Here is a 25,935-nt window from a genome sequence, read left to right on the forward strand (position 1 = left end):
TGAGCTGCTCTGCCCGGGGATGTATTACTGGACCGGGCCTGATCGGGTGGCGTATTTGGTGGCCCCGGCGGGTACGTTCGTACTTCCGGGTGTCATCAGTACCCCGGGTCAGCCGGTCATCAAGACCCGCCGTATCGCGATCGCTTCGATGCGAGCCAACGCCCGGGCTATGCCTACCCGCCGCCACCAGGTGCGACCAGCGGCAGTAGAGCGGCCTCCCGGCACCAGTCCTGGCACCGGTTCTGGCACCGATCCAGGGCCCGACGCTGGTTTCGGCCGTGACCGGCGCGTTCACCACGCGCGCGGTGAGTGCACGCCCGCAAGCCCCCACGACGTTGAGCCGCCCGCGAGCCCCGGCACGACGCCCAGACCAGGCAACACCGACCCACCACCCTTCTGACCACCCCGCCCCGAACCCCGCCGACACCCACCGTCGACGGGGGCACCGGCGTGCCCGAGAGCCCGGTGGGCGATGGTGCAGGTACGGATAGAGCAGGCATGGACACTGCAGGCATGGACACTGCAGGCACGGAGACGTCTACTCGTGACGCTCCGTGTTCGCTCGCCGCCCGGTCACGACCCGGGCCCTGTCACCCACCCCAACCCGGTCGCGCGCTCCATCAGCAAGCACGCACCGCCCCAGACCTCGACCCGTACGCTGGAGGCATGACGCAGACAGCAGGCCGCCGGGACGCCGTCAACTGGCAGCTCGCTGCCTCTCGTGCCGCCGCGATCGTGCCGGCGGGCCCGCGGGTTGACCGGGAGACGCTGGCGGACTTCGTCGCCGAACTACGCACCTGCGCTGCGGAGGCACCTGCGCACGTCGGAGCGGTGACCGGACTGCTCGAGCCGGCGCTGCAGGCTGGCGCCGGCCCGGTCTACGTGGTGGACCGGCCACGGTGGGCCGCCGCGAATATCGCCATGCTGCAGGGCACGGTGGGCGATGTGCTGCCCCGCCCGTCCGCGATGTGGGGTGACCGCTTCGCAGGCGAGGAGCTGGGGGCCCTCCTGGCCCTCCTGTCAGCGAAGGTGCTGGGCCAGTACGACCCGTTCACAGGGCGGCTCGTGCTGGTGGCCCCCAATATCCTGCACGTCCACCGCGATATCGGTGCCGATCGGCGCGACTTCAGCATGTGGGTGTGCCTGCACGAGCAGACGCATGCACTCCAATTCGCCGCCGCTCCCTGGCTCGCCGACCACATGCGCACCACGATGCGCTCCCTCATGACCACCGTGTCCGACGCCGAGAACGGTGGCCGGCGCCTCCAGGACCTCGTGCGGGCCCTCCCGGGAGTGATTACCGGCGAACGCAAGGACGCACCCGCAGGCGCACTCCTGGATGCCGTCCTCACCGAGGACGAACGGGACGCCGTCGAGGAGTCGGTGGCAGTGATGTCCCTCCTGGAAGGCCACGCAGACGTGGTGATGGACGCCGTCGGGAAGCGTGTGGTGCCCTCGGTGAAGAAGATCCGCAAAGCCTTCGAGAAGCGGCGCGACGGGACAGGGCCGCTCGACCTGCTGCTACGCCGCCTGCTCGGGCTCGACGCCAAGCTCGCGCAGTACCGCAACGGTGCCGTGTTCGTGCGTGCCGTCGTGGACCAGGTGGGGCACGAGGGATTCAACGCCGTCTGGGCCGCCCCGGAACACCTTCCCCGGCCAGGTGAGATCGCCGACCCGGCGGCCTGGGTGCGGCGCGTGCACGGCTGATGCCAGGGCCAGCGGCCCCCGTCGCCCGGCTGCGGCACACCACCCGCACGTTCCTCGCCGACCGTCTCACCGCCGGTGACCTGGCACGCGGCGACCTGATCCTGGTGGCCTGCTCAGGCGGGCCCGACTCCCTGGCTCTCGCGGCCGTCGTGGCCTTCGTGGCGCCGCGTCTCGGCCTGCGGGCCGGTGCCTGCATTATCGATCACCAGTTGCAGCCAGGCAGCGCCAGCGCGGCGACCACAGCCCGTCAGCGCTGCGACGAGTTGGGCCTCGACCCTGCCGAGGTGCTCACCGTCACGGTCGCCGCCGGTGGACAAGGTCCGGAGGCCACTGCCCGGGACGCCCGCTATCAGGCGCTCGGCGAGGCTGCCGACCGACAGGGCGCGCGAGCGGTGCTGCTCGGTCACACGGCCGACGACCAGGCCGAGACCGTCCTGCTGGCGCTCGCACGCGGATCCGGCACCCGCTCACTGGCTGGCATGGCCGCCGTCCGTGGCAGGTTCTGGCGCCCACTCCTGACGGCGTCACGCGCCGACACCCACGACGCGTGCGCCTCGCTCGGCCTGCCGGTCTGGCACGACCCCACCAACGCCGTCGACGGTCCGTGGCGCACGGCCGACGGACGCCCCCTTCCCCGGGCGGCGGTGCGACACCAGGCGCTGCCTGCTCTCACCGAGGCACTCGGTCCCGGCGTGCGCGCCGGCCTGGTGCGCACGGCGCGCCTCGCACGCGAGGATTCCGACCTGCTCGACCGGCTCGCCGCCGAACAGTACGAACTCCTCGAGTCGAGGCGTTCCGACGACGGAAGGGACGTCGTCGTGGACGCACGCCGGATCGGTGAACTCCCCACCGCACTGAGGCTGCGGGTGCTGCGCAGACTGGCGCTGGACGCGGGCGCACCCTCCGGGGCGCTGGGGCAGGTGCACATCGATGCGATCGACGCACTCGTCACGGCATGGTCCGGGCAAGGCCCCGCTCAGCTGCCGGGCGGCATCACCGCCACCCGGACCTGTGGCAGGCTTGTGCTGAGCGCAGGCCCGTCTGGTCCTGAATGACAGCGGCAAACATCAGGGAGAGTGGAGTGGACGCGACCGACATGGGCTCTGACCTCAAGGAGGTCCTGCTCACCGAGGAGCAGATCAGCTCCACACTCGACCGCATGGCGGCCCAGATCGACGCCGACTACGAGGGCAAGGAGATCCTCCTCGTCGGCGTCCTCAAAGGTGCGGTGATGGTCATGGCCGACCTCTCCCGGCGGCTGCACACGAACCTGACGATGGACTGGATGGCCGTCTCCTCCTACGGGTCGGGCACCAAGTCCTCCGGCGTGGTGCGCATCCTCAAGGACCTCGACACCGACATCGACGGCAAGCACGTGCTGATCGCCGAGGACATCATCGACTCCGGGCTCACCCTCTCCTGGCTGCTCGCGAACCTGCGCAGCCGCAACCCCGCGTCCGTGAAGGTGGCCACACTCCTGCGTAAGCCCGACGCCGCGAAGGTCGAGGTGGACGTCGCCTATATCGGCGTCGACGTGCCCAGCGAATTCGTCGTCGGATACGGCCTGGACTACGACGGCCGGTACCGCAACCTGCCGTTCGTGGGCACCCTCGCCGAGCACGTCTATCAGCGCTGAGCACATGCTCGGCAGTACTGCCATAGGCGAACATGTGCACGAGCACTCGATCCGGTCGTATAGCGTCACCCGGTAGAACTGCTAGCAGGAGGGACCGGGGCTCGGCCCCATAGGTGCGATGAACGTGAAGAAGCTGCTGCGTGGGCCACTGATCTGGATCCTCATCCCGATCATCGTGATCGTCGTGAGTTTTCAGTTGCTCGGTGGTGGTGGCGTCCAGCAGATCGACACCTCCGCAGGCCTGGAGCTACTCGAGGGCGACACGGTCGAACAGGTCGAGATCACCGACGGCCACCAGCGCGTGAACCTCACCCTGAGCGAGCCGTACGTCGGCGAGGATGACACCGACTACGGCACCGATGTGGAGTTCTACTACGTCACTCCACAGGCCGAGACGGTGGCCGAAGCAGTCGCCGCCGCCGAGCCGGAGGGCGGCTACAACTCGGTCGTCCCGCAGACGCCCTGGTGGTCCAGCCTGCTGATGACCCTGCTCACCGTGCTGCTGCTGGTGGGTGTGTTCTGGTTCATCCTCTCCCGCATGCAGGGCGGGAACTCCCGGATGATGAACTTCGGGAAGTCGAAGGCCAAGCAGGTCTCCAAAGAGACCCCCACCGTCACCTTCTCCGACGTGGCCGGTGCCGACGAAGCCGTCGAAGAGTTGCACGAGATCAAGGACTTCCTCGCTGACTCCTCCCGGTTCCAAGCCGTCGGCGCGAAGATCCCCAAGGGTGTGCTCCTGTACGGCCCGCCCGGAACGGGTAAGACCCTGCTGGCCCGCTCCGTGGCCGGTGAGGCCGGAGTGCCGTTCTACTCCATCTCCGGCTCGGACTTCGTGGAGATGTTCGTCGGCGTCGGCGCCTCCCGTGTGCGTGACCTGTTCGAGCAGGCCAAGGCCAACGCTCCGGCCATCATCTTCGTGGACGAGATCGACGCCGTCGGCCGCCAGCGTGGCGCGGGCCTCGGCGGCGGGCACGACGAACGTGAGCAGACCCTGAACCAGCTCCTGGTGGAGATGGACGGCTTCGACGTCAACACCAACGTCATCCTCATCGCCGCGACGAACCGGCCGGACATCCTCGACCCCGCGCTGCTGCGTCCGGGACGTTTCGACCGGCAGATTGCCGTCGAGTCGCCCGACCTGAAGGGCCGCGAAGCGATCCTGGGGGTGCACGCTGCGGGTAAGCCGATGGCGCCGGACGTCGACCTGCACGCCATCGCCAAGCGCACCCCGGGATTCACCGGTGCCGACCTGGCGAACGCCCTGAACGAGGCGGCGCTGCTGACCGCCCGCACCAACGGCACCGTCATCGGCAACACCGAACTGGACGAGGCCATCGACCGCGTCATCGCCGGGCCGCAGAAGAAGACACGGGTGATGAACGAGAAGGAGCGCAAGGTCACCGCCTACCACGAAGGTGGTCACGCCCTGGTGGCGGCGGCGCTGCGTTACACCGATCCGGTCACGAAGGTCACGATCCTCCCGCGCGGTCGTGCGCTCGGCTACACGATGGTGATGCCCAGTGAAGATCGGTATTCCACCACCCGCAACGAACTGCTCGACCAGCTCGCCTACGCGATGGGCGGCCGGGTGGCCGAGGAGATCGTCTTCCACGACCCCACTACCGGTGCCTCCAACGACATCGAGAAGGCCACAGCGACGGCCCGCAAGATGGTCAAGGAGTACGGGATGAGCGAGCGGGTCGGCGCGATCCGGCTCGGCACCGCCGACTCCGAGGTCTTCCTCGGCCGTGACATGGGACACCAGCGCGAGTTCTCCGAGGACGTCGCCGGTCTCGTGGACGAGGAGGTGCGCCGCCTCATCGAGAGTGCCCACGACGAGGCATGGGCCGTGCTGACCGAGTACCGGCACGTCCTCGACGCGCTCGCCCTGGCACTGCTGGAGCGGGAGACGCTCAACCAGGCCGAGCTCGCCGAGGTCTTCTCCCCGGTCATCAAGCGCGACCCTCGACCGGTCTGGCTCTCCAGCCAGGAGCGCACAGTCAGCCAGATCCCGCCGGTGCAGACGCCCCTGGAAATCTCCCGCGGCGAGGAGCAGATGCCTCCCCAGGACGAGGTCGCCGCAGCCGGTGAGGACGGGCTACCGGGCGCGGCTGCTCCGACGCCGCCTGAGGAGCAACTGTGACCGACGGGGCCAGCTCTCCCCGCCCGGTGCGCCCGTATGACCCCGCAGGCGTGGAACGCGCCGTACGGGACCTGTTGGTCGCCGTCGGGGAGGATCCCGAACGCGAGGGACTGCAGGACACTCCCGCCAGGCTCGCCAAGGCGTATCAGGAGATCTTCGCCGGGTTGCGCCAACGCCCCGAGGAGGTCGTCCAGACCTTCTTCGACATCGACCACGAAGAGATGGTCCTCGTCCGCGACATCGAGGTCTACTCCACCTGCGAGCACCATCTGCTGCCCTTCCACGGGGTGGCACACGTGGGCTACATCCCCTCCGAGGACGGCACCGTGACCGGGCTGAGCAAGCTCGCCCGGCTGGTGGACGTCTACGCCAAGCGCCCCCAGGTGCAGGAACGATTGACCACCCAGGTTGCCGACGCGCTGGTCGAGCTACTGGATGCGCGCGGCGTGATCGTCGTCGTGGAGTGCGAGCACCTGTGCATGTCGATGCGGGGGGTGCGCAAACCGGGCTCACGGACCGTGACCTCGGCGGTGCGCGGGCTCATGCGCCAGACGGCGACCCGGGCCGAGGCGATGAGCCTCATCGCACGAGGCTGACGCTCGACGTGGGTAGGGTGGCCCGCGTGAGGGACGAGCTGCACCCGGACGAAGGGTCACGCACGCTCGTCATGGGCGTCGTCAACGTCACCCCGGACTCCTTCAGCGACGGCGGGCAGTGGTTCGAACCCGACGTCGCCGTCGCGCACGGCCGCCATCTGCTCGCTCAGGGCGCGGATATCGTCGATGTGGGCGGCGAGTCCACCCGGCCCGGTGCGGAGCGAGTGAGCCTGGAGGAGGAGCTCGGCCGCGTGCTGCCGGTGGTCACCGAGCTCGCCGGTGCGGGCGCCGTGGTCAGCGTCGACACGATGCGTGCGGAGGTGGCCGCCCGTGCGCTTGCTGCGGGTGCGCAGGTGATCAACGACGTGTCCGGCGGCCTCGCCGACCCGGAGATCGCGACCGTGGTCGCCGAGTCCGGGTGCCGGTATGTGCTCTCCCACTGGCGCGGGCACTCCGAGTTCATGAACGACCTGGCCGAGTACGACGACGTGATCACCGAGGTGTGCACCGAGCTCCGCGCCCAGGTCGAGGCCGTCCGCTCCGCAGGTGTGGGCGAGCATCAGCTCGTACTCGATCCCGGGCTCGGGTTCGCCAAAGAGGGCGGGCACAACTGGGAGCTGCTCGCGGGAGTGGACGAGTTGATGTCGCTGGGCTACCCGGTCCTGATCGGCGCATCCCGGAAACGCTTCCTGGGTGAGCTGCTCCGGGCCGCCGGCTCGGAGTCTCTGCCCGCGTTCCGCGACCGTGCCACTGCCGCCGTCACGACGCTGGTGGCGGCGCGAGGGGTGTGGGGGGTGCGGGTGCATGACGTGATCGGCTCCGTGGACGCCGTTCGAGTGGCCCAGGCCTGGCGCGCGGCCGAGAATGGGCGGCAACGAGCACCCGAGGAAGCGGACGGCGCACAGAAGGGGTCGCAATGACAGGCACCGAGGCAGCCCTCGACGAGATCCGCCTCCTGGGCGTCGGCGGGGTAGGCAGGCATGGGGTGTTCCCGGAGGAACGACGCGAGGGGCAGACGTTTCTCGTCGATGTGGTCATGGCGGTGGATACCCGTGCTGCGGCCGCTTCGGACGACCTCGCCCACACCGTCGACTACGCGGCGGCGGCGCGCGAGATCGTCGATTTCATCGAGGGTGAGCCCGTCAACCTCATCGAGACGCTCGCGAACCAGATCGCCGAGGCGATGCTCTCCCGCCCGGGCGTGCGGTCGGTGGACGTGACGGTCCACAAACCAGAGGCTCCCGTAGGCGTGCCCTATGCCGACGTCCAGGTGCACGTGCGGCGTTCTATCGACCGCCAGGACCCCGACGCCCCTGCGCCCGAGCCTGCCATTGCCAGAGCGGAGCCCGCCCCTGCCAGGGCGGAGCCGGAGCACGCCCAGCCGGATCTGGACACCGCTCCTGAGCAGCCCGTGCCGGTCGTACTCGCCCTCGGAGGGAACGTCGGCGACGTGCGCACCACGCTGCGTGGTGTGATCGCCGACCTCACCAGTGCCGATGGGCTCACGGTGGAGGAGGTCTCGCCGCTCGCGCGCACCTCGGCGGTACTGCAGCCTGACGCGGTCGCACAGCCGGACTATCTCAACGCCGTCGTGCTCGCCACCACGACCCTCGCCCCACGTGAGCTCCTCGAACTCGCCCACCACCTCGAGGGAACATACGGACGGCAGCGCACGCAGCGATGGGGCGAGCGGACCCTCGACGTCGACCTGATCGTCTACGGCACGCTCACCTCGACGGATCCGGAACTCACCCTGCCGCACCCGCGCGCGAACGAGCGAGCCTTCGTGCTGGTGCCGTGGGCGCAGGCCGACCCGGACGCGTTCCTGCCGGGCCTGGGCGGCGGCCCAGTGGCCACCCTCGCCGAGACCGCTCCCGATCGGACCGGCGTGCGGTGGCTCGCGCTGGACTGGCTCGAGGATCCCGCGCCTCGCCCGGTGCCGGCGGCAGCCGTCTCTGCGTCCTCACCGCCCTCACCCCCCGACGGCGTCCCTCACCTCCCGCAGGAGGCTCCCGTTGAGTCGGAGGACCACGCTGAGCAGGAGGACCACGCCGAGCAGGAGGATCTGGAAGACCTGGAGCTGCTCGCCCACGGGGACGAGGACGTCCTGCCATGGGTGCGCAACGAGCCCGCCGGCGAGGCGCCGATCGCCCCACGTTGGCAGCCGCTGCACCGGGACGAATGATCGCCATGCTGCGCTGGCCCACACTCGGTGCCGTCTCCGTGGTCGCCGGGACGGTCAGCATCGTCGCCCTGCGATGGTGGACCACCCGCGGTAACGTCCCTCCGGACGTGCCGGTCCTGCTGGCCGGTGTGCTGGCGGCGCTCGCGGTCCTGGTACTCGTGCTCGGGCTCCGGGTACGGCGTGCGGTGGCGGACGCCCGCGTGGACGACCCGGTCGGTGCAGCGCGCGTGCTCGCACTGGGCCAGGCCGCCGCAGTGACAGCGGCCATCCACGTCGGATACCTGCTTGCCCAGCTGGCGATGACCCTTCCCCGGCTGACGGCCCCGGAACCGCGCGAACAGTTGCTGCGCGTCGTGCTGGCGCTCCTGGCAGCGGGAGCGCTCGGTGTCGCCGGCATGGTGACCCAGTGGTTCTGCCGCGTGCCGGACGACGGTGACGAGGGTCAGGGGCGAGACGACGAGGACGACGCCGCGGCGGCGTGAGACTCGCCGTCAGCGATGGGCGAGGCGGTGACCGTCAGATCCACCGCACCCACCCCGGGCAGGGCTTGGCGCAATGCCTCCTCGGCGCGGGAGCTGACCTCATCGGCAGTCGCCACCGTGGTCTCGGCTGGCAGTCGTAGCTGTGCCTGGATGGCAAGCCGGTGTCCGGTCCAGCGCAGCCGGAGGCGGCCGACGCCGGCAATGGTGGGGTCCGTACCAAGGGTCGCCAGAGCGCGCTCGTACAGACCCGGATCGACGCCGTCGAGAAGGCGCCGCCCGACATCGCGGGCTGTGCTCCACAGCAGGACGAGGATGACGGCGGTGATCACCAACCCGATGATCGGGTCAGCGAGCGGGAAGCCCGCCCACACTCCGATGACGCCCAGTACGACGGCCAGTGAGGTGAATCCGTCGGTCCGTGCATGCATGCCGTCGGCGACCAGAGCAGCCGACCCGATCCGCCGTCCCACCCGGATGCGGTACAGGGCCACCAGCTCGTTCCCCGCGAAGCCGATCGCCCCGGCAGCGAGCACCCAGCCGAGGTGCTCCAGGGGCTGCGGCTGAGTGAGCCGGCGGATCGACTCCACCCCCGCCACGACGGCCGAGAGCGCGATCATCGCCACGATGAACGCCCCGGCCAGATCTTCCGCACGCCCATAACCATGGCTGTAGCGGGCACTGGGAGCCCGGCGCGAGAGCGCGAACGCGATCCACAGCGGGATGGCCGTCAGGGCGTCCGAGAAGTTGTGGATCGTGTCGGCCAGCAGTGCCACCGACCCGCTCACGGCCACCACGGCCAGTTGAGCCAGCGCTGTCACGCCGAGGATGATCAGACTGATGCGGACCGCGCGGATTCCCTCGGCGCTCGCGGTCAGGGCGTCATCGATCGAGTCGGCGACATCGTGGGAGTGCGGGATGAAGATGTGCCGGAGCCGGGCGGCGACACCGTGATGATGGTCGCTCATGGCCCTGTGCTCGACGGCCCAGTGCTCGGCCGATGGTGAGCCGGGTGTTCCTCGAGGGCGTGCTGAGCCTGGAACACCGCCTGCGTGACGAGGGTGCGGGCGTGTTCGTCCACCAGTGAGTAGAAGACGCGGTTGCCCTCCTGTCGCGCTCGCACGATGCGGCCCCAGCGCAACTTCGCCAGATGCTGGGAGACGGCAGTGGGCGGCTTGCCGACGGCCTCCGCGAGATGGTTGACCGACATCTCCGCCTCCCGCAGGGCGAGAACGATCCGGACCCGAGTGGCGTCGGCCAGGAGCGAGAACACCTCGGCAGCAAGGTCGACGTAGGGCGAATCCATTCCGAATGTGCATGGATACGTATCTTCGGACATACGCAGATACTAGCAACAGTGACGAGGTCTGGTCCCAGGTTCTCGGCAGCGTGAGTCACAATGGCGACCATGAGTTCCGGATCCGCATTCGAGGTCGACGGTGCCCAGTGGCAGTCCGTCTCGCCCAAGCTCGTCCCCGTGCGCCAGATCGGTGTGGCGATCGGGCTCGGGATCCCGCTCGTCGCGTCGGTGGTGGTGGCGATCTTCACCACACCGGCGGTGTGGGCAGCGCCGGCCGTGTTCGGCATCCTGCTCGTCTGGCTGTTGTGGCTGGTACCGCGGCAGGTGCGTGCCATCCGGTACGCCGAGCTGGAGGACGAGCTCCTCATCCGTAAGGGTGTGCTCTTCCGGTCCATGGTGGTCGTGCCCTACGGGCGGATGCAGTACGTGGATGTCGACGCCGGGCCCATCGCCCGGTCGATGGGGATCGCCCAGGTGCAACTGCACACCGCCTCCGCGCAGTCCGACGCCTCCATCCCCGGTCTGCCGGAGGCCGAGGCGGCACGCTTGCGTGATCAGCTCTCGGCCCGCGGCGAGGCCAGGTTGGCCGGCCTGTGACGTCGACGGATCACATCGACTGGCACCGTCTGCACCGCATCACGCCGGTCCTGAACGCGTGGAAGGTCGCTGCGGGGCTCTTCGCGGTCTTCGTGTGGCAATCGGCCGACCAGCTCGGTGAACTCGACCTCGCCGTCACCACACTGCTGCTGATCATCGCCGGGGTCGTCGTGCTCGGGGCGCTGCTCGGTCTCGGCTTCTCCGCCCTGGCGTGGTCACGCACCAAGTACGGCATCACCGAGGACAGCATCCTTCTCCACTCCGGTGTGCTGTTCCGGCAACAGCGCCACGTGCGCCTGGACCGACTGCAGACGGTCGACGTCACCCAACCGCTGCTGGCGCGATTCACCGGCTTCGCGGCACTGAAGATCGAGAGCGCCGGAGGTGCAGGCTCCAACCTGACACTGGCGTATCTGCGCGAGGACGAGGCGCAACGGCTGCGCAACGAACTCCTCGCCCGAGCCGCCGGGGTGCGGATGGAGACCGACGAGGCCGGCGTGCAGCACGCACCGGCAGCGCCGGAGATGCACCTGTACACCCTCTCCCCGGGGCGGCTCGTCGGATCGCTTGCGCTCTCCGGCGGGATTGTCACGATGCTTGTCGCGGCCGTCGGCCTCGTGGTGATCGCCGTCGTCACCGAGAACCTCTCCTCGGTGTTCGCGATGGGTGCCCCGCTGATCGGTGCCGCAGCCTACTTCTGGAGCCGGTTTGCCGGTGAGTTCTCCTTCCGGGTGGCCACCTCGCCCGACGGCATCCGCATCCGTCAGGGTCTGCTCGAGTCCAAGGCTCGCACCGTCCCACCCGGCCGGGTGCAGGCGGTCCGGCTGGCCCAGCCGCCGCTGTGGCGTTTCAAGGGCTGGTGGCGGATCACTGTCAACATCGCCGGGTACGGGGCGGAAGAGACCACCGGCACCGTGCTCTTCCCGGTGGCCACCGAGGCTGAGGCGGCTCACCTGCTCTCCCTCGTGCACCCCGATCTCGGGGACGATCGGCCGCTGGAGGTCCTCCGTGCTGGCCTGACCGGGGACGGCGACCAGGAGGGTTTCCAGCACACCCCGGCGCGGGCATGGTGGCTGGACCCCCTCACCTGGCGGCGCACCGGAGTGCGTATGACCGGCACGGCGGTGCTGCTGCGCACCGGGCGGTGGTGGCGCTCGCTCGTCCTCGTCCCCCACGAGCGCATCCAGTCGCTCGGTGTTACTCAAGGGCCGTGGGAGCGCAAGCTCGACCTGATGACCTTCTCGATCCACTCCACGCCCGGACCCGTCACGCCGATGGTGCACCATCAGGATGCCGAGGCGACCAGCCTCTTGCTGGCCGAGATGACCCGTCGCGCCCGGAACGCTCGCCGGAGTGCCGGCCCCGAGCGCTGGATGACCCCGGCCGAGGAGGGGTCCGCGGCGCTGCACGAGGGTGGCGGCTTCGGTGGCGTTCTCCCGTCCCGCGTCGTCAGTTCTGCTGGGGTGCTCCCGGCCTCGCCTCGGGCCATGACGGACGATCCTGGGAGAATGGCCCCGTGAACTCCCGTCCTGGCCGCCTCGGTGTCGGCATCGTCGGTGCAGGGCGCGTCGGGGCGGTACTGGCGAGCGCGCTACGGGCCACCGGCCACGCCGTCGTGGGCGCCAGCGGTGCATCCGAGGAGACGCGAGAGCGGATCGAGGTTCTCCTGCCGAACGTTCCGGTGCTCGACGTGCGCGATGTCGTCGAGCGCAGCGAGCTGGTGCTGCTCACCGTTCCCGACGACGTCCTGGGTGACCTCGTCGCCGGCCTCGCCCGGCTCGGCGCCTTCCAGCCCGGGCAGCTGGTGGTGCATACCGCCGGCCGGTACGGCGTCGATGTCCTGGCCCCGGCGCGGGCCCGTGGCGCGATCCCGCTCGCGATCCACCCGGCGATGACCTTCACCGGTACCAGCGTCGACCTGAGCAGAATGGACGGGCTGCCCTTCGCAGTGACCGCCGACCCGCCGGTGCTGCCCATCGCCCAGGCGCTCGTGGTCGAGCTCGGGGGAGAACCGATCGTCTTGCCGGAGGAGGCGCGTCCGCTCTACCACGCGGCGCTGGCGCACGGAGCCAACCATCTGGTCACCCTCACCAGCCAGGCGATGCGGGTGCTGACGGCCGCTGGGGTGAGCGATGCGGGAACGCTCCTCACGCCGCTGCTCTCGGCAGCCCTCGACGGCGCACTGCGCGGTGGCGAGGTCACGCTCACCGGGCCGGTGGCACGCGGCGACTCCGGCACGGTGGCCGAGCACCTGACGGCGCTCGCGGGGATCGTGGCGGCCGACCCCGCCTTGGTGGACGTCCCGGAGACCTATGTCGCCCTCGCGCGGGCGACGGTGCAACGCGCACTCGCGGGTCGGCGTATCTCCGAGCCGGCCGCCACGAGGTTGCTCGACGTCCTGGACCCGGTGACAGATCCGGCGACGGACCACGAGGTGGAGAGCGGCGGACCCGAGGTCGTCAGGACAGTGGCGCAGCTACGGCAGCGACGGGAATCGTGGAACGAGCCGGTCGCCGTCGTGATGACGATGGGTGCCCTCCATGAGGGGCACCTGGAGCTGGTGCGGGTGGCGCGAACGCTCGCCCCCCGCGTGATCGTGACCATCTTCGTGAACCCGTTGCAGTTCGGTGCGGGTGAGGACCTGGCCGCCTACCCGCGCACCCTCGACGCCGATGTCGAGGCGCTGGGCCGGGAGGGAGTGGACCTGGTCTTCGCCCCTCCGGAGTCCGAGATGTACCCCGACGGCGCACCTCAGGTCACGATGACGGCCGGACACATGGGGGAGGTGCTGGAGGGGGCCGACCGCCCGGGCCACTTCGACGGCATGCTCACCGTGGTGGCCAAGCTGCTGCACCTGACCCGGGCGGACATCGCGATGTTCGGGCAGAAGGATGCCCAGCAGCTGGCACTGGTACGGCGGATGGTCTCCGACCAGAACATCCCGGTGCGGATCGAGGCAGTTCCGATCGTGCGCGAGCCGGATGGACTGGCCATGTCCAGTCGCAACGCCTACCTGGACGAGGCGGAACGCACTGCGGCACTGGTGCTCTCACAGGCGGTGGCCGCCGGTGCGCAGGCCGCGGCCGACGGGGGTACCGTGGACGACGTGCTCGCGGCCGCTCAGCGCATACTGGACGAACGGGACCGGGACCTGGTTCGCCCCTCGTACCTGGAACTCGTGGACGAGCACACGATGACCGCGTGGGGTGAGCGCCACCCCGGCGGGCGATCGCCGAGCAGGGCCCTGCTGGTCGTGGCGGCCCGGGTGGGCGCGACGCGTCTGATCGACAACGCGGTGGTCTCCTGGCCACTGCAGGAAGAGGCACGATGACCGGGATGCTGAGGCCGATGATGGTGGGCAAGATCCACCGCGCCACGGTGACGCAGGCCGATCTGAACTATGTGGGATCGATCACGGTCGACGCCGACCTGCTTGAGGCTGCCGACCTGCCCGAGGGCCACCAGGTGGACGTGGTCGACATCACGAACGGATCCCGCCTGACGACCTATGTGATCGCGGGTGAGCGTGGGGCCGGGCAGATCTGCATCAATGGCGCGGCCGCGCACCTCGTGCACCCTGGCGACCTGGTGATCATCATCGCCTACGGCCTGATGCCCGATGCCGAGGCCCGCACCTATGCCCCTCCGGTGGTGCACGTGGATGCGCAGAACAAGATCCGCAGCCTCGGTCATGATCCGGGAGCGGTCGGCCCGGGTAGCGGTCTGGCCACGGCAGCCGTCCCGTGGCACTCGAGCACGTCGTTACGATGACCGGGTGAACACCGAGAACTCGCCCCAGCAGCCCCCGGCACCGGACATCGACGTCCCCGAGCAGGTGCGGGTGCGGCTGGAGAAGCGGGCACGGATCCTCGACGAGGGGGGTCAGGCCTACCCCGTCTCGGTGCCGGTCACCCACACGATCGCGGCGATCCGCGACGCCTATGACGGCACGCTGGAAGCCGGCGATGAGACGCAGGACCTGGTCGGCGTCGCCGGGCGCGTGGTCTTCCAGCGCAACACCGGGAAACTGTGCTTTGCGACCTTGCAGGACGGTGAGGGCCGCACCCTGCAGGTGATGCTCTCCCAGCGCGAGGTTGGGGCCGACTCCCTGGCCGCGTTCAAGGCCGATGTCGATCTCGGTGATCACCTGTTCGCTCACGGACGCGTGATCGTCTCCCGCACGGGGGAGCTCTCGGTCTTCGCCGATGACTGGCGGCTTGCCGCCAAGGCGATCCGGCCGCTGCCGGCGCTGCACAAGGAGAGCTCGGAGGAGAATCGCGTGCGGCGCCGTCACGTCGATCTGATCGCCCGACCAGCGGCGCGCGAGATGGTGCGCACCCGGGCGGCCGTGATGCGATCGTTGCGGGAGTCCTTTCATCAGCGGGACTTCCTCGAGATCGAGACTCCGATGCTGCAGACGATGCACGGAGGGGCCAGTGCGCGCCCATTCGTCACGCACATGAACGCTTACGACATCGATCTGTACCTGCGGATCGCACCGGAACTGTTCCTCAAGCGAGCCGTGGTCGGTGGAGTGGAGCGGGTCTTCGAGATCAATCGGAACTTCCGCAATGAGGGTGCCGATTCTTCACATTCGCCCGAGTTTGCGATGCTCGAGGCATATGAGGCCTATGGCGATTACAACACCATGGCCGCCTTGACCCAGGATCTCGTCGTCACCGCCGCCCGGGACGCCCTCGGAACGACGGTCGTGACCTTGCCCGACGGTCGTGAGTACGATCTCGGGGGGGAGTGGAAAGACATCCAGCTCTACCCCTCGCTCTCGGCGGCTTGCGGCGAGGAGATCACCCCGCACACACCGCTGGCCGATCTGCTCACATTGGCGAAGCGAGCCGACATCTCCCTCGACGAGAAGACCGCCACCCCGGGCAAGGTCGTCGAAGAGCTCTGGGAGCACTTTGTCGGCGACGATCTGTATGCGCCGACGTTCGTGCGTGACTTTCCGGTCGATACCTCTCCGCTGACGCGCGCGCACCGCTCGCAGGAGGGCGTCGTGGAGAAATGGGACCTCTACGTGCGCGGATTCGAGCTCGCCACGGCCTACTCCGAACTGGTCGACCCCGTGGTGCAGCGGGAACGGTTCGAACAGCAGGCCCGGTTGGCTGCCCGTGGCGATGCCGAGGCCATGCAGGTGGACGAGGAGTTCCTGCAGGCGATGGAGCACGGAATGCCTCCGTCGGGCGGTATGGGAATGGGGATCGATCGGCTCCTGATGGCTCTGACGGGTCACGGTATACGTGAGACAATTACCTTCCCGCTGGTCAAGCCGCGATCATGACCGCCGGTGATCTTGTCGCGGCTATTGCGCCTTCCCTCGGGCTCGCAGTGCTGTTCACGATCGTCATTCGGGCGATCGTGCAGGCGGATCGAAGAGAGCGACGGGCGCAGGTACGGCTCGAGCAGGAACGAGCCGACCGGGAGTCAAGGGATTCCCGCCCGGAAACTCTTTGACATCAATGCCATCGTCGTGCGATTCTTTCAGGGAAAGGTGAATATCGTGCGTTCGAAAGGAATGTAGACATGGCACAGAAGGTTCGCGTGCTCCTCATCGATGACATCGATGGTTCGGACGCCGAAGAGACGGTCACGTTCGCTCTCGATGGGGTGACCTACGAGATCGACCTCAATGCCAAGAATGCAGCGAAGCTGCGTGATGATCTGGCGCCGTGGGTCGGCCCCGCCCGTCGCTCGGGTGGACGGAAGGTCTCCGGACGGAAGGCCGGCGGATCGCGCTCGGGTGGTTCCGATGCCCAGAAGATCCGTGAATGGGCCAAGGCGAACGGCTACCAGGTGAGCGACCGTGGCCGGGTTTCGGCCGAGATCCGCGAGGCGTACGCCAAGGCGCACTGACCCGCATCTCACTGCACGTCATGGCATCCCACTGTGCGTATGGTGGGGTGCCATGACTGCATCGAGGCCATCATGAGCGTGAATCATCTCCTCGGCACCCATGGAACAGGTCCTGGCCAGGGGATCTGGCGCGTGACCGTCGCAGACCCGTCGAGTTGGTCCCAGGCGGTCCCGGAGCTCGTCGTCGAGACGCCTGCCCCGACCTACCTCGCGATCCATCCCTCGGCCGAGCGGGTCTACGCCGTCGGCGAAGGAGCGGACGGCACCGTGGCGTCCTTCGACATGAGCGCCGACTGCTCACTGCGACGGACGGCGCGGGTCGCGACCGGTGGCCCCTCGCCCTGCCATGTGCTTGTGCACCCGTGGGGTCAGTGGCTCTATGTGGCGAACTACGGCAACGGGGTTGCATGCGCGGTCCGGCTCGACGAGGCCGGGGACGTCACGGACGAGGTCGTCCTGCTGCCGCACCAGGGCGGCGGCCCGGTGTCGAATCGGCAGGATGGCCCCCACGCACACTTCTGCGCGCTCAGCGAAGGCGGTGGCTGGCTGCTCGTCGCCGATCTGGGAACCGATCACCTCCGTGCCTACCCGCTCGAGAACGGCCGCCCCGTCGAGCCACCCGTCCTGACCGAGTTGCCCGCCGGCTGTGGACCCCGACACCTCGACAGCCGGCCCGGCTACCTCTATGTGGCCGGTGAGCTCAGTGGTGAGGTCCTCACCCTGTCCTGGGACGAAGGGACCGGGCAGGGCCAGGTGCTGCACCAGGAGTCGGCCTCCGGTGTTGAGGGCGAGCACCAGCTCTCCCACATCGAACGTCGCGGTTCCTTCCTCTACGTCGGCGTGCGGGGCACCGACACGCTCTCAACCCTGGAGATTGATGCTGATGGGACATCGGTGCGCCGTGTCGCGGAGGTATCCACGGCCGCTTGGCCGCGTCATCATGCCGTCACCGATGACGCGGTGATCGTGGCTGGCCAGCACGCCGACCGGGTGGCGGTCCACCCACTGATCGACGGTATCCCCGCGGAGATCGTGGCCGACGTGGAGCTGGCTGGTCCGATGTGCGTCCTCCCGCTGTGACGGCACGGGTGTAGGTACGGCAGACTGGAGCCATGACCTACACCCTGGTACTGCTCCGCCATGGCGAGAGCGAATGGAACGCCAAGAACCTGTTCACCGGCTGGGTCGACGTGCCCCTCTCCGAGAAGGGCATCGAGGAGGCTCAGCGCGGAGGGCGGCTGCTCACCGACGCCGGCGTGCTGCCCGATGTGCTGCACACCTCGCTGCTTCGCCGGGCGATCACGACCGCGAACCTCTCCCTCGACGCCGCCGACCGCCACTGGATCCCAGTCAAGCGCTCCTGGCGCCTGAACGAGCGCCACTACGGGGCCTTGCAGGGCAAGGACAAGAAGCAGATCCGCGACGAGTTCGGTGAGGAGCAGTTCATGACGTGGCGCCGCTCCTACGACGTGCCGCCGCCGGCCATCGAGCACGGGTCCGAGTACTCCCAGGACGCTGACCCGAGGTATGCCGGCGAGCCGATCCCGGACACCGAGTGCCTCAAGGACGTGCTCGCGCGCGCCCTGCCGTACTGGGAGTCCGAGGTGGTGCCCGACCTGAAGGAGGGCAAGGTGGTTCTCGTGGCTGCGCACGGCAACTCGCTGCGGGCCATCATCAAGCACCTCGACGGAATCGACGATGAGACGATCGCCGGTCTGAACGTCCCCACCGGTATCCCGCTGCTCTATGAACTCGACGAGGAACTGCGCCCCCTGAACCCGGGCGGCCGCTACCTCGACCCGGAAGCGGCCAAGGAAGCCATCGCTGCCGTGGCCAATCAGGGACGCTGACGGCGCCTTCAGCACGCACACAACGACGACGGCGCCCACCTCCCGCGAGGTGGGCGCCGTCGTCGTTCTTGCGGAGCGTGTTCAGCCGGGCTTGTCAGTCTGAGGACACGCCGTCCAGATCGCCTGTCACGAGATAGGAGATGCGCTGGGCGACCGAGACGGCGTGGTCACCGAAGCGCTCGTAGAAGCGAGCCAGCAGCGTGACGTCCACCGTCTCGGTGGTCGTGCCCTGCCAGTCTGAGGCCAGCGTGGTCGTGAAGGTGCGCTGGTGCAGCTCGTCGAGCTGCTCGTCGTCGGTCTCGATCGCGGCAGCCAACTCGAGGTCGTGACTCTCGAGCAGGGCCACGACGTTGGTGGCGGCCCGGTTCGCTGCCTCGGCGAGGGCAGCGAACGTCTCCTGCGCCTGCTCGGGGATCGCCTGCTCCGGGTAGCGCATCCGCGTCACCTGGGCGATGTGGCGAGCGAGGTCGCCCATCCGCTCGATTGAGGCGCTGATCCGCAGCCCGGAGACGATGACGCGCAAGTCCGTGGCCACCGGCTGCTGCCGGGCGAGCAAGGTCACGCAGCGTTCGTCGAGCTCGGCCTCGATGGCATCGATCGCGTCATCGGCGGCGATGACCTGTTCGGCTAGCTGAAGGTCGGCGGATGCCAGCGCCGTGGAGGCATCGCGGACCCCGGCCTGGACGTGCCGGGCCATCTGCAGCAGCCCCTCACCGACCTGTTCCAGTTCCTGCTCGAAGATCGCTCGCACCGTCGTCCGTCCTCTCGTCCTGCGCCCGTCCGGGCACGTGCAGCGTCCATTCCACTACACGCGCACCCCATACAGTCTCACGACCGGGTGAATACCTGGTGCCGAGAAGGTGAACATCGCCCCGCCCGGACATCGCCGGTGCGGACCGGCTTCCCGGCTGCGTCTAGTCTGGCCGCTGTGGACCAAGCATGGCTGATCGTCGGCGTCGGCGTGCTCGGCCTGTTCGTCGGGGCGAGCGCCGCGCTCGCCTTTCGCGTGTCCGAACGCAGCCAGCACGGTCCAGCCGCGAGAGAACCGGAGGGTGACGTGCTCGATGACGACGTCGCGGCCCTGCTAGCCGCGCTGCGCTCGCTCTCGGTTCTGGTCGGTCCCTCAGGCGAAGTGTTGCGAGCCGCTCCGGCTGCCTATACCGACGGTTTGGTGCGCGGCGGGCGGCTCGCGCACGCACCACTGGAGGAGCTCGTCGAGCGGGTGCGCACCGGTGGATCCAGCAGGGACGAGCAGATGATCATTCCCCGCTCGCAGGTGCCGGGCTCGGACCGGCTGGCATTCGACGTGCGGGTGGCGCCGCTGACAGGCGGCCGCGTGCTGGTGCTGGCTGAGGATAGGACGGCCGAGCGGCGGGTCGAGGAGGTGCGTCGCGACTTCGTCGCGAACGTCTCCCACGAGCTGAAGACTCCTGTGGGCGCGATCGCACTGCTCGCGGAGACGGCGGCCGACGCGGCTGACGATCCGGAGGCCGTCCGGCGGTTCGCTGCCGGGATGCAGCGTGAGACTGCGCGCTTGTCGGCACTGGTGCAGGAGATCATCGAACTCTCCCGGCTCCAGGCGCCCGAACACGAGGTCGACTTCGTCGAGGTCCCGCTCGAGGCCGTCGTCGCCGAGGCGATCGACCGGATCACCGTGGAGGCGCAAGCGCGGGATGTGACCATCGTCGTCGGTGGCCAGAAGGGCCTGTACGTCCAGGGCGACCATGCGTTGCTCGTGACTGCCCTGCGCAACCTCCTGGACAACGCCCTGAGATACTCCCCGACCGGGACCCGGGTGAGTGTCGGCATGCGTGAGGTGGAAGGCATTGCCGAGATCGCCGTCGTGGACCAGGGCGTGGGTCTGTCCGCCGAGGACGCCAGCCGCGTCTTCGAACGGTTCTACCGTGTGGACCCGGCCCGCTCCCGCGAGACCGGGGGTACGGGACTGGGCCTTTCGATCGTCAAGCACGTGGCCGCCAATCACGGCGGCGAAGTGAGGGTCTGGTCGACCCCCGGGCGGGGATCGACCTTCACGCTTCGCATTCCCTCCGTGGAGGCGTCGGAGGGTGAGAAGGATCCGCAGGCAACGACCGGTGCGCCGCATGAGGGTGCAGAAGGAGAGACACAGTGACCCGCATCCTGCTCGTCGAGGACGAAGACTCCTACCGGGAGCCGCTGACCTACCAACTGACCCGGGAGGGTTTCGAGGTTGTCGCCGTCGCGACCGGATCCGATGCCCTGGTGGAGTTCGACAGGGTCGCCGTGGATCTGGTGCTGCTGGACCTGATGCTTCCCGGACTCTCCGGGGTCGAGGTGTGCCGCGAGCTTCGTCAGCGCAGCTCCGTGCCGGTGATCATGCTGACCGCCAAGGACGGTGAGATCGATAAGGTCGTGGGGCTCGAGATCGGCGCGGACGACTACGTCACCAAGCCTTACTCCTTCCGGGAGCTCCTCGCCCGGATCCGGGCGGTGCTGCGGCGCGGATCCGACGGCGGGGCCGAGCCGGCCGAGCCCGCCGTCCTGTCCGTCGGGCGGATCCGGATGGACACCGACCGGCACGAGGTCACCGTCGGTGGAGACCCGATGGCGCTTCCGCTACGGGAGTTCGAGCTGTTGGAGCTCTTCCTGCGCAACCCGGACCGGGTGCTCACCCGTGGTCAGCTGATCGACCGCGTGTGGGGTGCCGACTACGTCGGTGACACCAAGACCCTCGACGTCCACGTCAAGCGGATCAGGGCCAAGATCGAGGAGGACCCGGTGCACCCGCAGGTGCTGGTGACTGTGCGGGGGCTGGGCTACAAACTGGTCGCCGAGCGCTGAGCGCTCCGGCGTCACTCGCTGCTGGGCAGGTACTCCCCGTACGGGGGGATGTCTCCGTTGAGCACCGGAACCGGAAGGGTGATCGAGCCGGTCTGCTCAGTGGAGACCTGAAGCTCCAGCACCGCCCCCGGGGCTACCGGAACGGCCGGGAAGACCACGTCCTCGTGGTCGGGGCTCAGTAGCAGGGTCGAATCGGCCTCGACCGTGAGCTGGATCCCTCCGGTGACCTCGGCGTTGCTGAGGGTCACCTCGACCGGCTCCGCACCACGGTTGACCAAGGCCCCGAGCACGGTGCCCGGGGCACCCTCCTCAGCGCTGAGCACCATGAGGTTCTCCACCAGGACCCGGACGTTTCCGCCCTCGAGCTCTCCCTGGACGCCGTCACTGGGCGCGTAGGACTGCATGGTCGTGATCGGGCTGCACGCGCCGACACCGACGGCTGTGGCTGCGGCCAGCGTCAGGGCGGCCACGAGACGACGGGTGCTGCGAGCCACAGGGCTCTCCTCTCCACGGTGCGGGCGTACGCCCCAACCTTAATGCCTGCGCCACCGGCGGAGCGTCTTCACCGCTCCTGCACATCTTGTTCGATGTGTCCGACGCCACTGACCTGCGCAAACATCAGCGGGACGTAGGTGAGGCAGACCTTTCCCATGCTAAACTCGGTATCTGCGAAAGGGGAGTGCGAGCACATGACCTTCACAGTCGGCGAGACCGTCGTCTACCCGCACCATGGAGCGGCCCTCATCGAGGAGATCTCCAAACGCATTATCCGGGGGGAGGAGAAGCTCTACCTGCGCCTGAAAGTGGCCCAGGGAGACCTCACCATCGAAGTCCCGGCAGAGAACGTCGATCTGGTCGGTGTTCGCGATGTTGTCGGCAAGGAAGGCCTGGAGAAGGTCTTCGAAGTGCTGCGAGCGCCCTACACCGAAGAGCCCACCAACTGGTCCCGGCGCTACAAGGCGAACGTGGAGAAGATCGCCTCCGGTGACGTGATCAAGGTGGCAGAGGTCGTCCGCGACCTGTCCCGCCGCGACGCCGATCGCGGTCTCTCCGCTGGTGAGAAGCGGATGCTGGCCCGTGCCCGGCAGATCCTCGTCTCCGAGCTCGCACTTGCCGAGCACACGGAAGAGGAGAAGGCCGAGGCGCTGCTGGACGAGGTTCTCGCCTCCTGAGCGTCACCGTGCCTCGCGTCGGGGTCGTGCTGACGGCGGCCGGTTCCGGCCAGCGGTTCGGAGCCGATCTCCCGAAGGCGCTGGTCCCGTTGCGAGGCCGGCCGCTGGTGGCGCACGCCGCCAGCCGGCTGGCGGCGTCCGGAGTCATTGACGAGATCGTTGTGACGGCGCCGGCAGGCTTCCTCGATCAGGTACACGGTGCCACGACGAGCGCGTGTGACCTCCCGGTCCGCATCGTCGCCGGCGGAGTCTCGCGCCAGGCATCGGTGGCCGCGGGCATCGCGACACTGAACTCGGCCGTGGAGGTCATTCTCGTCCATGACGCGGCCCGCCCGCTGGCGTCCGCCGACCTGGTGCGACGGCTGGTCGCCGCCGTGCGGTCCGGGATCGATGCTGCGATTCCGTCGGTTCCCGTCGTGGATACGGTCAAGGAGATCGGTCCGGGCGATCCGCCCGTGGCGGCGCGCACTTTGGAGCGGTCGCGGCTGCGAGCCGTGCAGACCCCGCAGGCCTTCCGTGCCGCCGTCCTTCGCCGTGCGCACGAAGCCGGGGCTGCGCGCGCTCGGGACGAAGTGACCGCAGTCAGTGACGATGCCGGACTGGTGGAGGCCCTCGGCCTGCCCGTGCACCTTGTGGACGGGGAGGCGGCTGCGTTGAAGATCACCACACCGCACGATCTCGCGATCGCCGAGATCTTTCTCTCGGAGAGCGATGGTGCGCTGTGATGCTGCCGCGAACCGGGATCGGCGTCGACGTCCATGCTTTCGCGACCGACGGGCGTACAGGCCTGTCTGTGGCCGGGCTGTCGTTCCCGGACGAACCGGCACTCGACGGGCATTCCGACGGTGACGTCGCAGCCCACGCCGCGGCAGACGCGCTCTTCAGTGCTGCCGGCCTGGGAGATCTGGGGCAGCAGTTCGGCACCAGCGATCCCCGCTGGGCGGGGGCAGCAGGGGTGACACTGCTGGCCGAGGCGGCCGCACGAGTCCGGGCGGCCGGCTTCGAGATCGGCAACATCGCGGTGCAGGTGATCGGGAACCGGCCCAAGCTCGGCCCCGTTCGCGGTGAGGCGGAGCGGGTGCTCTCCGACGCTGCCGGGGCACCGGTGACGCTCGCGGCCACCACCACCGACGGATTGGGCTTCACCGGACGCGATGAGGGCGTGGCGGCCATCGCGACCGCACTTGTCGTCTAGCTCTCCGGCCCGATGAGTGTCCGCAGCATGCGCCGGAGCTCCGCCTGCTCGCTGGTGCTGAGGCGTTCGAACATGGCTCGCTGAGCCTCATCGCGGCTGCGTTCGATATGCGCCACCAGGTCGCGTCCGGCGTCGGTGACCTGGACGTGCACGGCGCGCCTGTCTTCGGCGGAGCGGACCCGTTCGACCAGCCCGCGTTCCTCCAGGCTGTCCACGACCTCCGTGGCCGATCGGGGGGCGATACGTAACCTGCCGGCCAGATCGGAGACGCGGCTGCCGTCGTCAGCCATCGCCTGCCGTAGCGCCATCGCATGGTGCGGGGACAGGCCCCACTCCTCCAGCGAATGCGCCCAGGCGCGGCGCATCCCGTGGGCTGCGTACAACAGCAACTCGCTGAGATCGGCATCGGGGCCCGGGGGCTCGCGGTGGCGGTGTGAGCGACCTTTCACGCCGCCACTCTACCCCGCCACCCACATGATGAGGTAACCTCACTAACTGGAAGCCTCAGCAAATGAAAGGAGGGGGCCCATGCGACCGGAATCCCCGACCCGCATCGACCCTCGCGACAAGGCGCAGCTGGCCGCGCATCCTGTGTCCGGACGGCGCGTGCTCGCGCTGTTCCGGCCCCACCGCCGCGGGCTCGCCATCGTGCTCGCGCTCATCGTGGCCACGTCTGCGGTCGGGCTGGCGACTCCGTTCCTCACCCAGCGAGCCATCGACGATGCCCTCGCGAACTCCGACCTGCGCCTGCTCGTGATCCTCGTCGCTCTGATGGTGGCCGTCACGGTGATCACGAACGTCTTCGGCGTCATCCAGACGTGGTTGTCCACCACGATCGGGCAGCGCGTCATGCACGGCCTGCGCACGAACGTCTTCGCCCACCTGCAGCGCCAGCCGCTGGCCTTCTTCACCCGCACACGAGGCGGCGAGGTGCAGTCGCGGCTGACGAACGACATCTCCTCCATGCAGAACGTCGTGACCAACGCTGCGACCTCCGTTGCCTCGAACGTGACCACCGCTATCGGGACGATCATCGCGATGGTGGCCCTGAGCTGGCAGCTGAGCCTGTTCTCGCTGCTGGTGCTACCGCCGGCGATCTGGCTCACGCGCAGGGTCGCCCGGATGCGGCGGGAGATCACCGGCGAACGCCAGCGCACCATGGCGGGCCTGCACTCCCAGATCGAGGAGTCGCTCTCGGTCAGTGGCGCGGTGCTGGGCAAGACTCTGGGCGCGACCGGATACCTCACGGACCGGTTCACCGGCACCTCCCGCGAACTGCTCGGGCTCGAAGTGCGCTCCCAGCTGGCCGGCCGCTGGCTGATGGCAGCGATGACGATCGTGATGGGCGTGATCCCGGCACTGCTCTACCTGATGGCGGGTCTCCCATTCGGGCAGGACATCACGATCGGCACCCTGGTGGCGTTCGTGGCGCTGCAGTCCGGCTTGTTCCGCCCGCTGATGGGAGTGCTGAACGTCGGCGTGCAGGTCTACAGCTCGATGGCCCTGTTCTCGCGGATCTTCGAGTTCCTCGACCTGCCAGTGCCGATCGACGACCCGGCCGAGCCTGTGCACGTCGACCCGACCCGGGCGAGCGGGCACCTGCGCCTGGATGGCGTCACGTTCGGCTACCCGGAATCCGCCTCCGACGCCGTCCATCACCTCTCGCTCGACGTTCCCGCAGGGAGCAGTGTGGCGCTGGTGGGTGAATCCGGCGCCGGCAAGAGCACCGTGGCCTCGCTCCTGGCCCGCCTGCACGACCCCGACGAGGGTGCGATCACCATCGACGGTGTGGACCTGCGCGACATGCGGCTGACCGATGTGGCCGGACTCGTCGGCGTGGTCTCCCAGGAGACCTATCTGCTTCACGACACCATCCGGGAGAACCTGCGCTACGCCCGCCCGGACGCCACCAATGCGCAGATCGAAGCAGCTGCCACAGATGCCCAGATCCACGGGCTCATCACCGGCCTCCCGGACGGCTACGACACGGTCGTCGGTGCTCGCGGATACCGCTTCTCCGGTGGGGAGAAGCAGCGCATCGCCCTCGCCCGGACCTTGCTGCGGGACCCTCGGATCCTCGTGCTCGACGAGGCCACCAGTGCCCTGGACAACGAGACTGAGCGCGCGGTGCAGGCGGCGCTGGAGGTCGTCAGCCGCGGTCGCACGACCGTGACGATCGCCCACCGCCTCTCCACAGTCCGCGATGCCGACCGGATCGTTGTTCTCGACCACGGGCACGTCGTCGAGCAGGGCTCGCACGAGGAACTGCTGGCGCAGGGTGGAAGGTACGCGGCCCTCGCGGCGCGGGAGCCGGTGGGCTTATCGAACTGACGGCCCCTGTGGGTGCAGTGCCAGATATGGCACGAGTAGCGCCCAGGCCGTCG

General features: G+C 68.9%; 26 protein-coding genes and 2 pseudogenes. 23 read left to right on the forward strand and 5 right to left on the reverse strand.

The window, feature by feature from the left end:
- Positions 1-666: 666 nt before the first annotated feature.
- The 8 genes from FV560_RS08825 (at position 667) to FV560_RS08860 (ending at position 8,749) form a co-directional block, all read left to right on the forward strand.
- On the forward strand, positions 667-1,707 hold the full coding sequence (locus tag FV560_RS08825; RefSeq protein ID WP_159621167.1) for a zinc-dependent metalloprotease: 1,041 nt from the start codon (positions 667-669) through the stop codon (positions 1,705-1,707).
- Positions 1,707-2,762, forward strand: a complete 1,056-nt coding sequence (gene tilS / locus FV560_RS08830; protein ID WP_159621168.1) for a tRNA lysidine(34) synthetase TilS — start codon at positions 1,707-1,709, stop codon at positions 2,760-2,762. The genes FV560_RS08825 and tilS overlap by 1 nt, the downstream gene beginning before the upstream one ends.
- Before the next feature lie 26 nt (positions 2,763-2,788).
- On the forward strand, positions 2,789-3,343 hold the full coding sequence (gene hpt / locus FV560_RS08835; protein WP_159621169.1) for a hypoxanthine phosphoribosyltransferase: 555 nt from the start codon (positions 2,789-2,791) through the stop codon (positions 3,341-3,343).
- A gap of 118 nt (positions 3,344-3,461) precedes the next feature.
- Positions 3,462-5,486, forward strand: coding sequence for an ATP-dependent zinc metalloprotease FtsH (ftsH, locus tag FV560_RS08840; RefSeq protein ID WP_159621170.1), 2,025 nt, complete (start codon positions 3,462-3,464; stop codon positions 5,484-5,486).
- Positions 5,483-6,082: a GTP cyclohydrolase I FolE gene (folE, locus tag FV560_RS08845; protein WP_159621171.1), complete on the forward strand. Its 600-nt coding sequence runs from the start codon at positions 5,483-5,485 to the stop codon at positions 6,080-6,082. Before ftsH ends, folE begins: the two co-directional genes overlap by 4 nt.
- Before the next feature lie 71 nt (positions 6,083-6,153).
- The gene (gene folP, locus FV560_RS08850) at positions 6,154-7,002 is read left to right on the forward strand and encodes a dihydropteroate synthase (RefSeq protein ID WP_159621377.1); all 849 of its coding nucleotides are present in this window, start codon (positions 6,154-6,156) and stop codon (positions 7,000-7,002) included.
- A complete protein-coding gene (folK, locus tag FV560_RS08855) occupies positions 6,999-8,267 on the forward strand; it encodes a 2-amino-4-hydroxy-6-hydroxymethyldihydropteridine diphosphokinase (RefSeq protein WP_159621172.1) in 1,269 nt (422 codons plus the stop codon). Before folP ends, folK begins: the two co-directional genes overlap by 4 nt.
- Before the next feature lie 5 nt (positions 8,268-8,272).
- A complete protein-coding gene (locus tag FV560_RS08860; RefSeq protein ID WP_159621173.1) occupies positions 8,273-8,749 on the forward strand; it encodes a DUF3180 family protein in 477 nt (158 codons plus the stop codon).
- On the opposite strand, the gene FV560_RS08865 is transcribed toward FV560_RS08860, so the two are convergent.
- Positions 8,710-9,714 (reverse strand): cation diffusion facilitator family transporter, encoded by a 1,005-nt coding sequence (locus FV560_RS08865; protein ID WP_159621174.1) that lies wholly within the window; start codon positions 9,712-9,714, stop codon positions 8,710-8,712. The two genes, FV560_RS08860 and FV560_RS08865, sit on opposite strands and share 40 nt — an antisense overlap.
- Entirely contained in the window at positions 9,711-10,085 is a 375-nt protein-coding gene (locus tag FV560_RS08870; protein WP_159621175.1) for an ArsR/SmtB family transcription factor, read from the reverse strand. The genes FV560_RS08865 and FV560_RS08870 overlap by 4 nt, the downstream gene beginning before the upstream one ends.
- 60 nt (positions 10,086-10,145) lie before the next feature.
- On the opposite strand from FV560_RS08870, the gene FV560_RS08875 reads away from it, so the two are divergent.
- From FV560_RS08875 to FV560_RS08910, 9 genes and pseudogenes are all read left to right on the forward strand, one after another.
- The gene (locus FV560_RS08875) at positions 10,146-10,643 is read left to right on the forward strand and encodes a PH domain-containing protein (RefSeq protein WP_159621176.1); all 498 of its coding nucleotides are present in this window, start codon (positions 10,146-10,148) and stop codon (positions 10,641-10,643) included.
- Complete coding sequence (locus FV560_RS08880) at positions 10,640-12,163, forward strand: PH domain-containing protein (protein WP_159621177.1); 1,524 nt, start codon at positions 10,640-10,642, stop codon at positions 12,161-12,163. The genes FV560_RS08875 and FV560_RS08880 overlap by 4 nt, the downstream gene beginning before the upstream one ends.
- Positions 12,160-13,047 (forward strand): annotated as a pseudogene (locus tag FV560_RS20100) (Rossmann-like and DUF2520 domain-containing protein); the annotation flags it as partial. The gene FV560_RS08880 and the pseudogene FV560_RS20100, both read left to right, overlap by 4 nt.
- A gap of 63 nt (positions 13,048-13,110) precedes the next feature.
- Positions 13,111-13,974: pseudogene (panC, locus tag FV560_RS20105) on the forward strand (pantoate--beta-alanine ligase); the annotation flags it as partial.
- Between the two features lie 5 nt (positions 13,975-13,979).
- Positions 13,980-14,414, forward strand: coding sequence for an aspartate 1-decarboxylase (gene panD / locus FV560_RS08890; RefSeq protein WP_159621179.1), 435 nt, complete (start codon positions 13,980-13,982; stop codon positions 14,412-14,414).
- Between the two features lie 4 nt (positions 14,415-14,418).
- Entirely contained in the window at positions 14,419-15,942 is a 1,524-nt protein-coding gene (lysS, locus tag FV560_RS08895; RefSeq protein WP_235020021.1) for a lysine--tRNA ligase, read from the forward strand.
- 242 nt (positions 15,943-16,184) lie between these two features.
- Positions 16,185-16,514, forward strand: coding sequence for a histone-like nucleoid-structuring protein Lsr2 (locus FV560_RS08900; protein WP_159621181.1), 330 nt, complete (start codon positions 16,185-16,187; stop codon positions 16,512-16,514).
- Between the two features lie 72 nt (positions 16,515-16,586).
- A complete protein-coding gene (locus FV560_RS08905; protein ID WP_159621182.1) occupies positions 16,587-17,594 on the forward strand; it encodes a lactonase family protein in 1,008 nt (335 codons plus the stop codon).
- A gap of 32 nt (positions 17,595-17,626) precedes the next feature.
- Positions 17,627-18,364, forward strand: coding sequence for a phosphoglyceromutase (locus FV560_RS08910; RefSeq protein WP_159621183.1), 738 nt, complete (start codon positions 17,627-17,629; stop codon positions 18,362-18,364).
- A gap of 94 nt (positions 18,365-18,458) precedes the next feature.
- Here FV560_RS08910 and phoU read toward each other — a convergent pair whose 3' ends face one another.
- The gene (phoU, locus tag FV560_RS08915; protein ID WP_159621184.1) at positions 18,459-19,115 is read right to left on the reverse strand and encodes a phosphate signaling complex protein PhoU; all 657 of its coding nucleotides are present in this window, start codon (positions 19,113-19,115) and stop codon (positions 18,459-18,461) included.
- A gap of 177 nt (positions 19,116-19,292) precedes the next feature.
- Between phoU and FV560_RS08920 the strand changes: the two genes are divergently transcribed.
- Positions 19,293-20,495 carry a sensor histidine kinase gene (locus tag FV560_RS08920; protein WP_159621185.1) on the forward strand — a complete coding sequence of 401 codons (1,203 nt, stop codon included), beginning with the start codon at positions 19,293-19,295 and terminating at the stop codon, positions 20,493-20,495.
- Positions 20,492-21,184, forward strand: a complete 693-nt coding sequence (locus FV560_RS08925; RefSeq protein ID WP_159621186.1) for a response regulator transcription factor — start codon at positions 20,492-20,494, stop codon at positions 21,182-21,184. The genes FV560_RS08920 and FV560_RS08925 overlap by 4 nt, the downstream gene beginning before the upstream one ends.
- Before the next feature lie 11 nt (positions 21,185-21,195).
- Here the strand turns inward: FV560_RS08925 and FV560_RS08930 are convergent, their stop codons facing one another.
- Positions 21,196-21,678 (reverse strand): hypothetical protein, encoded by a 483-nt coding sequence (locus FV560_RS08930; protein ID WP_159621187.1) that lies wholly within the window; start codon positions 21,676-21,678, stop codon positions 21,196-21,198.
- A gap of 195 nt (positions 21,679-21,873) precedes the next feature.
- Between FV560_RS08930 and FV560_RS08935 the strand changes: the two genes are divergently transcribed.
- From FV560_RS08935 to ispF, 3 genes are read left to right on the forward strand one after another with little or no spacing between them, the layout of a single operon-like run.
- Positions 21,874-22,356: a CarD family transcriptional regulator gene (locus tag FV560_RS08935; RefSeq protein WP_159621188.1), complete on the forward strand. Its 483-nt coding sequence runs from the start codon at positions 21,874-21,876 to the stop codon at positions 22,354-22,356.
- 8 nt (positions 22,357-22,364) lie between these two features.
- The gene (gene ispD / locus FV560_RS08940; RefSeq protein ID WP_159621189.1) at positions 22,365-23,081 is read left to right on the forward strand and encodes a 2-C-methyl-D-erythritol 4-phosphate cytidylyltransferase; all 717 of its coding nucleotides are present in this window, start codon (positions 22,365-22,367) and stop codon (positions 23,079-23,081) included.
- Positions 23,081-23,551, forward strand: a complete 471-nt coding sequence (gene ispF, locus FV560_RS08945) for a 2-C-methyl-D-erythritol 2,4-cyclodiphosphate synthase (protein WP_159621190.1) — start codon at positions 23,081-23,083, stop codon at positions 23,549-23,551. Before ispD ends, ispF begins: the two co-directional genes overlap by 1 nt.
- Here ispF and FV560_RS08950 read toward each other — a convergent pair.
- Entirely contained in the window at positions 23,548-24,000 is a 453-nt protein-coding gene (locus FV560_RS08950; protein ID WP_200837587.1) for a MarR family winged helix-turn-helix transcriptional regulator, read from the reverse strand. The genes ispF and FV560_RS08950 overlap by 4 nt on opposite strands.
- Positions 24,001-24,079: 79 nt before the next feature.
- Between FV560_RS08950 and FV560_RS08955 the strand changes: the two genes are divergently transcribed.
- Positions 24,080-25,882 carry an ABC transporter ATP-binding protein gene (locus tag FV560_RS08955; RefSeq protein ID WP_159621191.1) on the forward strand — a complete coding sequence of 601 codons (1,803 nt, stop codon included), beginning with the start codon at positions 24,080-24,082 and terminating at the stop codon, positions 25,880-25,882.
- The last annotated feature ends 53 nt before the right edge of the window (positions 25,883-25,935 follow it).

Source organism: Ruania rhizosphaerae, from assembly GCF_009805705.1.
GTDB lineage: Bacteria > Actinomycetota > Actinomycetes > Actinomycetales > Beutenbergiaceae > Ruania > Ruania rhizosphaerae.

Bases quoted from the DNA above. Each gene is read 5' to 3' on its own strand.
- folK (WP_159621172.1), top strand. From the start codon at position 6,999: ATGACAGGCACCGAGGCAGCCCTCGACGAGATCCGCCTCCTGGGCGTC.
- FV560_RS08955 (WP_159621191.1), top strand. From the start codon at position 24,080: ATGCGACCGGAATCCCCGACCCGCATCGACCCTCGCGACAAGGCGCAG.
- tilS (WP_159621168.1), top strand. From the start codon at position 1,707: ATGCCAGGGCCAGCGGCCCCCGTCGCCCGGCTGCGGCACACCACCCGC.
- FV560_RS08860 (WP_159621173.1), top strand. From the start codon at position 8,273: ATGCTGCGCTGGCCCACACTCGGTGCCGTCTCCGTGGTCGCCGGGACG.
- panD (WP_159621179.1), top strand. From the start codon at position 13,980: ATGCTGAGGCCGATGATGGTGGGCAAGATCCACCGCGCCACGGTGACG.
- ispF (WP_159621190.1), top strand. From the start codon at position 23,081: ATGCTGCCGCGAACCGGGATCGGCGTCGACGTCCATGCTTTCGCGACC.
- folP (WP_159621377.1), top strand. From the start codon at position 6,154: ATGGGCGTCGTCAACGTCACCCCGGACTCCTTCAGCGACGGCGGGCAG.
- FV560_RS08870 (WP_159621175.1), bottom strand. From the start codon at position 10,085: ATGTCCGAAGATACGTATCCATGCACATTCGGAATGGATTCGCCCTAC.
- FV560_RS08875 (WP_159621176.1), top strand. From the start codon at position 10,146: ATGGCGACCATGAGTTCCGGATCCGCATTCGAGGTCGACGGTGCCCAG.
- FV560_RS08910 (WP_159621183.1), top strand. From the start codon at position 17,627: ATGACCTACACCCTGGTACTGCTCCGCCATGGCGAGAGCGAATGGAAC.
- FV560_RS08865 (WP_159621174.1), bottom strand. From the start codon at position 9,714: ATGAGCGACCATCATCACGGTGTCGCCGCCCGGCTCCGGCACATCTTC.
- FV560_RS08825 (WP_159621167.1), top strand. From the start codon at position 667: ATGACGCAGACAGCAGGCCGCCGGGACGCCGTCAACTGGCAGCTCGCT.
- FV560_RS08935 (WP_159621188.1), top strand. From the start codon at position 21,874: ATGACCTTCACAGTCGGCGAGACCGTCGTCTACCCGCACCATGGAGCG.
- FV560_RS08905 (WP_159621182.1), top strand. From the start codon at position 16,587: ATGAGCGTGAATCATCTCCTCGGCACCCATGGAACAGGTCCTGGCCAG.
- ftsH (WP_159621170.1), top strand. From the start codon at position 3,462: ATGAACGTGAAGAAGCTGCTGCGTGGGCCACTGATCTGGATCCTCATC.
- FV560_RS08900 (WP_159621181.1), top strand. From the start codon at position 16,185: ATGGCACAGAAGGTTCGCGTGCTCCTCATCGATGACATCGATGGTTCG.